General features: G+C 63.0%; 11 protein-coding genes. 6 read left to right on the top strand and 5 right to left on the bottom strand.

The genetic code is table 11. The features are described from left to right. The 3 genes from waaF to CK224_RS00320 all read right to left on the bottom strand — a co-directional run bounded on the left by waaF (position 1) and on the right by CK224_RS00320 (position 3,800). The gene (waaF, locus tag CK224_RS00310) at positions 1-1,068 is read right to left on the bottom strand and encodes a lipopolysaccharide heptosyltransferase II (RefSeq protein WP_245425693.1); all 1,068 of its coding nucleotides are present in this window, start codon (positions 1,066-1,068) and stop codon (positions 1-3) included. Between the two features lie 12 nt (positions 1,069-1,080). Beyond that, positions 1,081-1,857 (bottom strand): glycosyltransferase, encoded by a 777-nt coding sequence (locus tag CK224_RS00315; protein WP_245425694.1) that lies wholly within the window; start codon positions 1,855-1,857, stop codon positions 1,081-1,083. 410 nt (positions 1,858-2,267) lie between these two features. Beyond that, complete coding sequence (locus CK224_RS00320; protein WP_095777633.1) at positions 2,268-3,800, bottom strand: acyl-CoA carboxylase subunit beta; 1,533 nt, start codon at positions 3,798-3,800, stop codon at positions 2,268-2,270. 397 nt (positions 3,801-4,197) lie between these two features. Here CK224_RS00320 and CK224_RS00325 point away from each other — a divergent pair, with 397 nt between their 5' ends. Beyond that, entirely contained in the window at positions 4,198-5,646 is a 1,449-nt protein-coding gene (locus tag CK224_RS00325) for a DEAD/DEAH box helicase (RefSeq protein WP_095780455.1), read from the top strand. Between the two features lie 65 nt (positions 5,647-5,711). Here CK224_RS00325 and CK224_RS00330 read toward each other — a convergent pair whose 3' ends face one another. After that, positions 5,712-6,701, bottom strand: coding sequence for an alpha/beta fold hydrolase (locus tag CK224_RS00330; protein WP_066989641.1), 990 nt, complete (start codon positions 6,699-6,701; stop codon positions 5,712-5,714). Between the two features lie 163 nt (positions 6,702-6,864). Then, a complete protein-coding gene (locus CK224_RS00335; protein ID WP_066989643.1) occupies positions 6,865-7,710 on the bottom strand; it encodes an SDR family oxidoreductase in 846 nt (281 codons plus the stop codon). Between the two features lie 193 nt (positions 7,711-7,903). Here CK224_RS00335 and CK224_RS00340 point away from each other — a divergent pair, with 193 nt between their 5' ends. The 5 genes from CK224_RS00340 to CK224_RS00360 all read left to right on the top strand — a co-directional run bounded on the left by CK224_RS00340 (position 7,904) and on the right by CK224_RS00360 (position 11,989). Then, on the top strand, positions 7,904-8,938 hold the full coding sequence (locus CK224_RS00340; protein ID WP_095780456.1) for a cysteine synthase A: 1,035 nt from the start codon (positions 7,904-7,906) through the stop codon (positions 8,936-8,938). After that, the gene (locus tag CK224_RS00345) at positions 8,938-9,681 is read left to right on the top strand and encodes an alanyl-tRNA editing protein (protein ID WP_095780457.1); all 744 of its coding nucleotides are present in this window, start codon (positions 8,938-8,940) and stop codon (positions 9,679-9,681) included. The genes CK224_RS00340 and CK224_RS00345 overlap by 1 nt, the downstream gene beginning before the upstream one ends. A gap of 46 nt (positions 9,682-9,727) precedes the next feature. Beyond that, positions 9,728-10,579 carry a 3-mercaptopyruvate sulfurtransferase gene (gene sseA / locus CK224_RS00350; RefSeq protein ID WP_095780458.1) on the top strand — a complete coding sequence of 284 codons (852 nt, stop codon included), beginning with the start codon at positions 9,728-9,730 and terminating at the stop codon, positions 10,577-10,579. A 5-nt stretch (positions 10,580-10,584) separates the two neighbouring features. Beyond that, on the top strand, positions 10,585-11,148 hold the full coding sequence (locus CK224_RS00355) for a GNAT family N-acetyltransferase (protein ID WP_067321624.1): 564 nt from the start codon (positions 10,585-10,587) through the stop codon (positions 11,146-11,148). Positions 11,149-11,521: 373 nt separating this feature from the next. After that, entirely contained in the window at positions 11,522-11,989 is a 468-nt protein-coding gene (locus CK224_RS00360; RefSeq protein ID WP_066989650.1) for a DUF1203 domain-containing protein, read from the top strand. Positions 11,990-12,479: the final 490 nt, after the last annotated feature.

Raw genomic sequence — 12,479 nt, forward strand, 5'->3', positions numbered from 1 at the left:
TCATGCCTGCTGCGGTGCGTATTTTTCGACGCTTGTCGCCAGCGCTTCGAGCACACGCTGCTCACTGATACCGCGCGTGTTCAGGACCCAGCTCGGTATCGAGATCGGGGGCTCGATGAAGGTTACCTGCTCGTTCAAGGGTCCATGCACGTAGGATCGGTTCGAGCCGAAGATGAGCACGCTTGGAATGCCTAAGGCGCCGGCTGCATGGGACACACCGCCGTCGACACCGAGAAAGACGGTGGAGGCCGCGATCTGGTGCATGGCCTCTGCAATGTCGGGCGTCGAGGTGAAGTCGATCGCCTCAGGCAACAAGGCGCGAATCTGGGCGGCAGCCTGGCGTTCGCGCGGACCGCCGACAAGCCAGACGGACCAGCCCCGTTCCATATGCTTTCGCGCGACCGAGACGAAGCGCTCGGGCGGCCAGGAGCGCATGTTCTCGAAATCGGAAGTATAGAGGGAAAGCACCGGCCTTGCCGGATCGATGCCGTTGCGCCGGCGCCACTTGGCAACGTCTTCGGACGAAATCGCCAGCCGCGGGGCCGGCAGCTGTTTTTCCTCGGCGGGCTGCTTGCCGAGGAGCGCGATCGCACAGACCTGTTCGACGAGCCTTGTCTTGCGCGGGCCGAAGGCCACGAAGGTTTTCAGCCATCCCGCGGGCAGCCGGTTGACGATGCCGAACTGGAGCTCGCGCGGATATCCGATGCGCTCGGGAATGCCCGCCAGCCACGGCACCAGGGCCGCCTTGGTGCTGCTGGTGAGCAGATAGGCTGCCTGATAATTCTCCTGGCGGAGTTCGCGCGCCAGCCGCGCCCGCTCCTTGAGACCGGGGTTCCAATGCCTCTCGACGGTCCAGGCCTTCCGGACATGCGGCATCAAGCGCGCCAGCGGCGCGGCGAGCGGCGAGGTGATGACGTCGATCGGCTGTCCAGGAAACGTCGCTGCTATGATTTGAATTGCCGAATGGCAGCGGATGAAGTCGCCGATTGCCGGCAAGCAGAACACGAGAATGGGGCGCAACGCGCGATACCTTTTCGATCCGACACAGTCGCCGCGAACGGCGAGCATGCCGGTTCCTTGTCACGGAAGCGCTTCGCCATCAAGGATGCGGGCATAGAGTTCCAGATAGGCCTTCGCGGTTTTCGCGACCGGAAATCTGTCGGCGGCAGATTCACGGCATTTGCGAATGCACAGGTCTGCGACCTCGGCAAGACCTTCAGCGAACTCCTCGTCGCTCTCGAAGAATCGGCCCGTATCCGTGTCCACCGTCTCCGGCAGGGCGCCGCGCGCTGTGGTCAAAACGGGCGTGCCGCACAGCATCGCCTCGACCGGCGCATTGCCGAAAGGCTCTTCCCAGGCGATCGGATTGAGGAAGGCCTTCGATGCGCCCAGCAGGCGCAGCTTGTCGTCGCCGTCGACGACGCCGTTGAAGCGATAGCGGCGGGAAAGACTCTTGAAAAAGACCCCCTCGCGGCGGGTCCGACTTCGGCCGAGCAATTTCCACCGCGAGCCGCCAGCGATATCGAGGGGAAAGTCGAATTTCCTGGCGAGCTCGACTGCCCGGTTCAAGCCCTTTCCGGCGCGTGCGATGGCCGCCATGAAGAGGAGGCGATCGCTCTTCGATTCGGCCAGCCGATAGTCATCCACCGGAAAGCCGTTGTAGACGAAGGTCTTGCGGCCGTGCAGCTGGGCGTGCCGTGCGCTGATGAAGCTCCAGTTCGGTTGCGGCCGCGGATAATCCGGTAAATGGCCCCGCTCGGTGTTGAGGGTCGGGAAGTCAACCTCGACCTTCCACGCATGAAGGTGGACGATTTGGGTGTCCTTGGGGATCGCCGCGCGGCACTCGGCATCGCTCACAGCATGCCGGACTTCGCACAGTGGATGTGACGATCCAGGGCCCGCCACGAGGACGACATGGTGGCCCTGCCTGACCAGTTCAGTGGCCAGCCAGTCGACCTGACGTTCTATCCCGCCGTAGCCTTTGCACGGAACGACGCCCTTTGTTGCAAGGGTTATTAGCATTCAGCACCGTCATCACATTGATGTGATTTGAATGTGATTAGAGGTTGCCAGTTGTCAACCTCCGACGACGGATTGCGTAAGCCAGAGTTCCAGCCGCCGGCCGGCTTTCGAGGTTCCACCGATTGAGATGGTCGGCGACTCCCCGTCGCGAGGCCAAGCGGAAGGAGAGGGGCTAAGCAACGAGAATAACGGCGAACCTGCCGAAATGCTTGCCCGCTACAAGGACCAGTCGCGACACCACCGCCTCACAGCGGAATGTTCTCGTGCTTCTTCCAGGGGTTCTGCATATCCTTGTTGCGCAGCATGCGCAGCGCCCGCGCGATCCGGCGGCGCGTCGAATGCGGCATGATCACCTCGTCGATATAGCCGCGTTCGGCCGCGACGAAGGGCGACAGGAACCGATCCTCGTATGCTTTGGTGTGGGCGGCGATCTTCTCCGCGTTGCCGATGTCCTTGCGGTAGATGATCTCGACCGCCCCCCTTGCGCCCATCACCGCAATCTGCGCCGTCGGCCAGGCATAGTTCATGTCGCCGCGCAGGTGCTTCGACGCCATCACGTCATAGGCGCCGCCATAGGCTTTCCGGGTGATCACGGTGATCTTCGGCACGGTCGCTTCGGCATAGGCGAACAGCAGTTTTGCGCCATGCTTGATCAGCCCGCCATATTCCTGCGCGGTGCCTGGCAGAAAGCCTGGAACGTCGACCAAGGTAACGATCGGGATCGAGAAGCAGTCGCAGAAGCGCACGAAGCGCGCCGCCTTGCGGCTGGCGTCGGAGTCGAGCACGCCGGCCAGAACCATCGGCTGGTTGGCGACGAAGCCGACGGTTCGCCCCTCCACACGGCCGAAGCCGGTGACGATGTTCTTGGCGAAGCTCGCCTGGATTTCGAAGAAGTCGCCTTCGTCGGCAACCTTCAGGATCAGTTCCTTGATGTCGTAAGGCTTATTGGCGTTGTCCGGAATCAGCCGGTCGAGCGACATGTCATGGTCCGTCACCGACTGGTAGCATTCGATCTCGGGAATCTCTGCCGTATTGGACGCCGGCAACAGGTCAATCAGCCGGCGCATCTGCAGCAGCGCCTCGACGTCGTTGTCATAGGCGCCGTCGGCGATGGAGGATCGGGTCGTGTGCACCGTGGCGCCGCCGAGGCTTTCGGCCGTCACCGTTTCATTGGTCACCGTCTTCACCACGTCTGGCCCGGTGACGAACATGTAGGAGGTGTCGCGCACCATGAAGATGAAGTCGGTCATGGCCGGCGAATAGACATCGCCGCCGGCACACGGGCCCATGATCAGCGAAATCTGCGGGATGACGCCGGAGGCGAGCACGTTGCGCTGAAAAATCTCGGCATAGCCGCCGAGCGCGGCCACGCCTTCCTGGATGCGTGCGCCGCCCGCGTCGTAGAGGCCGATGATCGGCGCGCGATTGCGCAGCGCCATCTCCTGCACCTTGACCACCTTCTCGGCATGCGCCTCAGACAGCGAGCCGCCGAAGACGGTGAAATCCTTGGCAAAAAGGTAGACTGGACGGCCGTTGACGGTGCCCCAGCCTGTGACAACGCCGTCGCCCGCGATCTTGGTTTTCTCCATGCCGAAGTCGGTTGAGCGGTGCTCGACATACATGTCGAACTCCTCGAACGAACCCTCGTCGAGGAAGACGTCGATGCGCTCGCGGGCGGTGAGCTTGCCCTTCTTGTGCTGGGCCTCGATCCGTTGCTTGCCGCCGCCCATCCGGGCGATCTCGCGACGGCGCTCGAGTTCCTTCAGCACGTCCTTCATCGCTGCCCCCACAATAGAAAAGTGGTTTGTGGTAATCGTGAGGGCAGCGCAGCGCAAGCGTCGCTTTTCGATCGGCGTTTTGTTGCGCTGCAACATCCACCCTTGCATTTTGCGGCGGACTCGGCCATATGCGGTCGCATAGGCGCTTGGGCCGAACTTCGGCTTTCTCCACTAATTGAGACTGGTTGCGTCTGTTTTCCCTCTTTCCGGTGGGCCCTCCCGTCGATCGGCAAGCTGGCGAAAGAGCCCCGGGGCATGACGCCCGCGGGCACGACAGCGCAGCCGCGCGGACGCTCCCCGTCCGCCGCCTTGTCGTTTCCTGACAATTTTTCGACGGCAGGTTGCGCCCTGCCGCCATGATGTTTGCGGCCACAGGGCCGCGTGAAAGAAGACTATTTTGACCAATGAAAATCAGGCGGACCAGAACGGTTTCGCTACCCTTGGAATCACCGGCGCGCTGCTCAAGGCCGCCAATGCCGCGGGCTTCACGGATCCGAAGCCGATCCAGGTGCAGGCGATCCCGCCGCAGATCGAAGGCCGCGACATATTCGGCATTGCTCAGACCGGTTCGGGCAAGACGGCGGCTTTCGCGCTGCCGATCCTGTCGAAGATCATCGGGCTCGGCACGAAGCGCCGGCCAAAGACGGCGCGCGCGCTGATCCTGGCGCCGACACGCGAGCTAGCGGTACAGATCGAGGACACCATCAAGCTGCTCGCCAAGGGCGCGCACATCTCGACCGCGCTCGTGCTCGGCGGCGTCTCCCGCTACAGCCAGGTGAAGAAGATCGCACCCGGCGTCGATATCCTGATCGCCACGCCCGGCCGGCTGACCGACCTGGTGCGGGAAGGCGACCTCATCCTTGCCGATACCAAATGGCTGGTGCTCGACGAGGGCGACCGCATGCTCGACATGGGCTTCATCAACGACGTCAAGCGCATCGCCAAGGCGACCGCGCCGAACCGCCAGACCGCGCTGTTCTCGGCCACCATGCCGAACGAGATCGCGGAACTCGCCAAGGGCTTGCTGAAGGACGCCGTCCGCATCGAAGTCTCCCCGCAGAGCACGACGGCGGCCGAGATCGTGCAAAGCGTGGTGCTTGCCCGCACCAAGCAGAAGCGCCAAGTGCTGTCCAAGATGCTGGCCGACGAGGCGATGCGCTCGGTCATCGTGTTCTCGCGCACCAAGCATGGCGCCGACCGCGTCACCAAGGACCTTGCCCGCGACGGCTTCGACGCCGCAGTGATCCACGGCAACAAGTCGCAGAACGCGCGCCAGAAGGCGCTCAACGATTTCCGCGACGGCTCGGTGCGTATTTTGGTGGCGACCGATATCGCCGCGCGCGGCATCGACGTCCCAGGCATCAGCCATGTCGTGAATTTCGACTTGCCGGACGAAGCGGAGAGCTATGTCCACCGTATCGGCCGTACCGGCCGCAACGGCAGGGACGGCATCGCGATCACGCTTTGCGATCCATCGGAGAACGGCAAGCTGCGGCAGGTCGAGCGCATCATCCGCATGAAGCTTCCGGTCATTGCCGATCATCTCGGCAGTCCCGACCCGCAGCGCGATCCGAAGGAAAGGACCGAGCGTCATATCGAGCCGGCCAATGACCGCGAGCAACATGGCGGCCGTCGTGATGGCCGCCGTCCCGGCAGCGGCAACAACGGCAAGAAGCGCTTCGGCGGCAAGCCCGGTGGCGAGCGCCAATTCGCGCCCAAGCCGCAAGGCGAACGTCCTGCGGGCGCCAAGCCGAATGGCGAGCACAAGCCTGACGGCTTCAAGCGCTTCAAGGGCAACAACAAGCGCCGCTTCGGCGGCAAGCGGCCGGCGAACCGGGCCGCTTAAAGTCCCACCGAGGTTTGATTGAAATCGCATAACGGCCGGAAGCAACGCTCCGGCCGTTGGTCGTCTCACGGACTTGATTGCTGCTGCATCAGCGCCTTCACCCACACCACGATCCGCTCTGTCAGAAAGCCCGTGGTCTGCGGCGATAGCGCATCGCCTGCAATGACGTGGTTGTCCGGATCGCCCGTATCGTCGACCGGCACCAGTTCGTGCGGACCGCCCCAGCGGCCGGCGACCTCGCGCGTGCGGTCCGGCCGCACCACCTTGTCCGCATCCGAGAAGATGAACAGGGCAGGGATGGTCGCCTTCTCGACCGGCGCGCGATAGGCGAGCTCGGTGAGCGCAGCCATCGGCAAGGCCGCCGCGATCGGATATTTGGTGGTCCAGAATTTTTCGTGCAGCGCATTGCGCGCCGGAAAACTGCGCTCCCTGCCGCCGACGAGCTCGGCAATCTCTCTGCCCCAAGGCAGGGTAAGGACCTCGGCGCCCGACGCCTTGACGCCGAAATTAGGCGAGATGAATGCGATTGCCGCGACGCCGTCGGAAGCACCAGGCTGGGTTGCAGCCCATGTCGCCAGTGAGGCGCCGGTCGAGGTGGCGATAACGATCACCTTCTCGCCGATCGCGCGGCCGATCGCCAATGCCTCCTCATAGTCGTTGATCCAGGCATTCACGCTGCCTTCCGCCATGGCCGCGCCGTCCTGCCCGTGGCCGGTCAGGCGGGTGTAGAAGAGATTGGCCTCGAGCTCCCCGGCGACATCGTCCGGCAGCGGCCGGATCTCGCCCTTGGAAGCCGAAAACCCGTGGATGTAGACGATCGCAAGCTTGGTCTTGGCGTGAACCAACGGGTTCGCCCAGATGATCTCCTTGTCCAATCCGTCACGGATATTGGGCACGGCCGCTTCTTCGCGCGCCAGATAGGCCTGCGGATCGTCGCCGATCGCCGAAGGATCGAAACGGATCGTCGTATCGACCGCCACGCGTGGGCCGAGGTAAAAGCCTGAGAGGAGGATAACGACGAGACCCAGTACCGCAAGCAAGATCCGTCGCCCCATGACCGACTCCAAGCAACAATTCTCAACCTATGGCGGTGCCCACCGAGAGGCAATCTCTCCCGGATCAGCGGATGTCGTGCAAAAGCCTGCGACGGTTTTGCGAAACGACTTGCATAGAAAGGCATAAAGCGCGTTGCCTGAATGCGTTTCAGCGCGAGGCGCTTTACGCCGCTTTGTCCGTTGGACTTTTTTCGCCCGGCGTCTTGCGGTCGAAATACAACGGCCGTCCCCGCCAGCTGGTGGTCAGCCCGATCACCAGTCGGCCTACGGGTCGCGGCAGCAGGCCCAGCAGCTTCAGCGGCCAGCTTATGTGATAGGGGAAGGTGACTTCGAAGCCTCCCCTCCGGATGCCGCGCGCCATGCGGCGCGATGCCCGATGAACAGGCATCAGGCCCGGCATCGGCAGCATGTTCTTCTCGGTCAGCGGCGTGTCGACGAAGCCCGGATTCATCACCTGGATGCGGATGTTCATCTTGTCGAAGTCGTATTTCAGCGATTCCGCCAGGATGTTGATTGCCGCTTTGGTGCCGCCATAGGCGGCGGTGGTCGGCCAGCCGGAATAGGCCGTGACCGACCCGACCAGGACGACATGCCCGCGTCCTCGCGTGCGCATATAGTCGACCGCAGGCACCAGTCCGTTGACGATGCCGAAATAATTGACGGCGAAGGAACGATGAAAATCGCGCACCACGAGATGCTCACCGGGGGTGGCGATGTAGTTGCCGGCGTTGAAGACGGCAAGCACGATCGGCCCCATGTCTTTCTCGATCGCCGCGACAGTGCGTGCCATCCCTTCTTCGTCGGTCACATCGCAGGGAAAGGATTTCACGTGGCCCGCCATCTGCGCGGTCTCGACCAGCAGCGTGTCGGCTGGGTCGCTGGCCAGCGCCGTCACCGCGACGGCATAGCCCTGCCTCGCCAGATCCTTGGCCAGCGCCCGGCCGAGGCCGCTGCTGCCGCCCGTGATCCAGGCGACACCGTCTTTCGGGTTGGCCCGGTAGAGTGTCATTGAAAGTCCTGCGAATTGTCTGGGCTAGTGCTCTAGCGGCCAAGAAATGGGATGAAAAGAGCGCTTTTGGATGCATCGTTGAAATGCTCGCGAGCATTGCAGCGTCCCGAATGCGACTGGACCAGGCAAAATCTTGCCTTGAAACCGCGGCTTCCGGTTTTTAGGGTCTCGCCGCACGCATAAAGGAATCCCCATGCCCCGTAATGTGATCGAAGCGATCGGCAACACCCCCCTGATCCGGCTCAACAAGGCTTCGGACGCAACCGGCTGCGAGATCCTGGGCAAGGCCGAATTCATGAATCCGGGACAATCGGTCAAGGACCGTGCAGGCCTCTTCATCATCAGGGACGCCGAACATCGCGGATTGCTGAGGCCCGGTGGTGTCATCGTCGAAGGGACCGCCGGCAACACCGGCATTGGCCTCACGCTGGTCGCCAAGGCGCTCGGCTACCGGACAGTCATTGTCATCCCCGACACGCAAAGCCAGGAGAAGAAGGACACGATCAAGATCCTGGGAGCCGAGCTGATCGAAGTGCCGGCCGTGCCGTACAAGAACCCGAACAACTATGTGAAGCTTTCGGGGCGGCTCGCCGAGCAGATGGCACGGTCGGAGCCGAACGGCGCGATCTGGGCGAACCAGTTCGACAATGTCGCGAACCGCGACGGCCACATCCGCACGACTGCCGAGGAGATCTGGACCCAAACCGGCGGCAAGGTCGACGGCTTCGTGTCCGCCGTCGGCTCCGGCGGCACGCTCGCCGGCGTTGCGCTCGGGCTCAAGGCCAAGAGCAGGCAAGTCAAGATCGCACTTGCCGATCCGTTGGGTGCTGCGCTCTACAGCTTCTATACCAGCGGTGAGCTGAAAGCCGACGGCAGCTCGATTACCGAAGGCATCGGCCAGGGTCGCATCACCGCCAATCTCGACGGCTTCACGCCGGACTTCTCCTACCAGATACCGGACGAGGAGGCATTGCCGATCATCTTCGATCTGATCCAGGAAGAGGGACTGTGCGTCGGCGGCTCGACGGGCATCAACATCGCCGGCACCATTCGGCTGGCGCGCGAGCTTGGCCCCGGCCATACCATCGTGACGATCCTCGCCGACTACGGCACGCGCTACCAGTCGAAGCTGTTCAATCCCGAGTTCCTGCGAAGCAAGAACCTGCCGGTCCCAGGCTGGATGGACGAAAAAACCAGCATCCCGGTGCCGTTCGAAAAGGTGGCCTGATGGCGCAGAGAACCGAAGCGCTGTTTCGCGACGACGCCTATCTGAGCACGGCGGAGGCGCAAGTCGTCGCCATCAATGACCGCGGCGGCATCCTTCTCGACCGCACGATCTTCTATGCCACGTCGGGCGGACAGCCAGGCGATACGGGCATGTTGGAGCGCGCCGACGGCAGCCGCATCGCGATCGCCGCCGCCATCACCGGCGAAACCAAAGACGAGATCATCCATGTGCCGGCGCCTGAACAGGTCCTACCGGCCGTCGGTGAAAAGCTGAAGCTCGCCATCGACTGGCGGCGGCGGCATCTTCTGATGCGTATGCACTCCGCCTGCCATGTGCTCACCGTCGTCTGCCCGTTTCCGATCACCGGGGCAGCGGTCGCCGAGGACGACAGCCGCGTCGATTTCGACATTCCCGATGCCGGCTTCAGCAAGGAGGACGTGACAGCGAGGTTGATGGAGCTTGTGCGGGCCAACCATCCCGTCTTCACGCGGCTGATCACTGACGAGGAACTTTCGGCCAATCCCGGGCTTGTCAAATCGAAGAACGTGCGGCCGCCCGTCGGCACCGGCAGGATTCGCCTGGTCTGTATCGGCGAGAATGCCTCAATCGACAGTCAGCCTTGCGGCGGCACCCATGTGAAGAGCACCGGCGAAATCGGCGAGATCCATATCGGCAAGATCGAAAAGAAGGGCCGCGAGAACCGGCGCTTCCGCATCCGCTTCGGGCCGATGCCGGCGAATTGACGAGCAACACCTACCAAAGTCGCCAGGAGCGGGCAGGAGAGGAAAAATGGCCGAAGACAGCCCATTCATCGTCGACGCGGATTGGCTCGAGAAGCGGTTGGGAACGCCAGGACTGACCATCATTGACGCGTCCTGGTACCTGCCGGCGCAGAAACGCGACGCCCGCGCCGAGTATGACGACGCCCATATCCCCGGTGCTCGCTTCCTCGATCAGGACGCCGTTTCGGACCCGGATTCCAAGCTGCCGCACACATTGGCGTCGCCCCAATATTTCGCGCAATATGTCGGCTCGATGGGTGTTTCGGCCGACGACACGATCGTCATCTATGACGGTCCAGGCTATTTCTCAGCGCCGCGCGCCTGGTGGATGTTCCGCGTCATGGGCGTCTTCCAGGTCTATATCCTGAATGGCGGCTTCGACCGCTGGAAGGCAGAAGGGCGGCCGGTGACGGCGGAGCAGACCCGGATCGCGCCTTGCGTCTTTTATGCTGATTTCGATGCAAGCCGGGTTGTCAGCCTCGACGAAATGCGCCGGATCGTTGGAAGCGGAAAAAGCCAGATCGCCGATGCGCGCTCACCCGGGCGTTTCGCCGGTACCGATCCGGAACCGCGTCCCGGCATCCGTTCCGGCCATATGCCGGGCGCTCGCAACGTTCCGGTTGCCGCGCTTGCCGAGAATGGCGAGCTGCTGCCCAAAGACCGCTTGCGCACGGTCATTGAGAAAGCCGGCATCGACCTTACAAAGCCGGTCGTCACCTCGTGCGGATCTGGCATCACCGCGGCGGCGATCACGTTGGCGCTGGAGACGCTTGGCCATACCGACAACAGGCTGTACGACGGCTCATGGACCGAATGGGGTGGGCTGAGCGACACGCCCGTGGTGACGGGCAAGGAATGACGGCGATGGAAAACGGTGGACCGAAGGATATCGATGTCACGGTCACATTCCTCGAAATGCACGCACCGCCGGCCTCATCTCCCCCGCTGCCCTACAACCGGCAGATCGCCTTGCTGAGGACCAAGGACATTCCGCTGCATTTCTACCGCTACCTGATGGATCGCGTCGGGCGCAAATGGCACTGGGTCAATGTGCTTAGACTAAGCGACGAGGAACTGGCCGCCGGCCTGCATCGTGAAGACCGTGACATCAGCGTGCTCTACCTCGACGGCTCTCCCGCCGGCTTCTTCGACCTCAAGCCACATCTGCCCGAGGAAGTGGAACTCGCCTATTTCGGTATGATGGAACATGCGCACGGCCAGGGTATCGGTCGCTGGTTCCTGGGAGCGGCCATCTCGGCCGCGTGGTCTTATGGGCCGAAGCGCATCACGGTGCAGACCTGCACGCTTGACCACCCGGCGGCGCTGCCGCTTTACCAGAAGCTAGGTTTTACGCCGGTTGCTCAGAAGAAAGAGGTCGTGCATCCGCTGACCTTCGCCGAGCGCTCCGCAAGCGTCATGCGGCCGTAGCTAAGGGGAAGCGCGGCGCAGTCGGCTGCCTCGATGCCGCCTACGCAACCGGCGGCGGCTGGCCCGCGAAGGTCGGCAGCGACGTGTCGATGCAAGCCCATCGGGGCGCCTTGATCGTCCGGATCGTCGCTGCGGGCCGTATCATGCTCGGATCATCGCCAGACCTCAGCCGCCCGCGCGCCGCACCCTTCTTCTGCGATCATCATGGCGCGGAGCGCGGTCCATGGCGAGTCCGATAAGTCTAGCATCGTGATTTCGGGTTCGTAATTCGATACTGCGCTTCGAGCGACGCACGAAGCGCTTGGCAGGAATCGGGTGGGAGACGCTGTCGGCTCGGCATAATTTTCGGCCAAGGACACCGGAGAATTTTGCCATGAGCATCCAGTTCAAAGCCCTGCCGACCGAAGCCGTGCGCGCCTTACAGCGGGGAGGGCCCGACGCTTACGGCCACACGCCAGAGCGAAGGATTTCGGACGGCGATGGCGTGCCGTGCCGGCATTGCATGAAGAACGTCGCAACCGGCGATAGCTATCTCATCCTCGCCTACCGGCCGTTCCCGGAGCTTCAGCCTTACGCGGAGACCGGACCGATCTTCCTGCATGCGGACGAATGCCAACGCCCCGCGGAGGCGGATGCACTGCCCGAGATGCTCCAAAGCAGCGACTACATAGTGCGCGGTTATGGCAAGGACGACCGCATCGTCTACGGCAGCGGCGCCGTCGTCCCGACTGGCGATATCGCGGCCCGCGCCGAGACTTTGTTCGAGCGCGACGACATAGCCTACATTCACGTCCGCTCGGCACGGAACAATTGCTACCAGTGCCGCATCGAACGAGCTTGAGCGCCGGCAAAAAAATGCCCGCCGGTGGTCTGGCGGGCCGTTGGAAGTCTGTGACAGAAGCCTTCGGCCCGAGCCGCCGGCGGGGCCGGTTTTCACCGGAACCGAGGGCGACCGTAGCCATCAGGTAGCGAAATCTCTCTAGGCAGGTTTCTCGGGTCCCGAATGTGAAGCATTTCACACAAGAGGCACCGGATTCGCTCGCATTGGCTGAGCGGCGGCCCGCATGCCCCCGCAAACTGTCGTACTCCCGTCGCATAACCGCGCTAGAAGGGCAGTCGGTGATCGATGGCCGACCGCGGATGGACCGGCGGCACATCGCAACATCGAGGAAGCGGGGCTCTGGCTCCGCTTTTTTGTTGCCCGGACTCTTCGCGCAAAGGACCGGTTGGAAACACGATAAAAAACGCCCGCCGGAAGAACCGGCGGGCGACAGAAGGAAGCTTTTATCGAGGGCAATTCCAGGAAAGGTCTGTAGCGGTACCGTCCGGAA

The sequence above is a fragment of the Mesorhizobium sp. WSM3862 genome (assembly GCF_002294985.1).
In the GTDB taxonomy this organism is placed as follows: Bacteria; Pseudomonadota; Alphaproteobacteria; order Rhizobiales; family Rhizobiaceae; genus Mesorhizobium.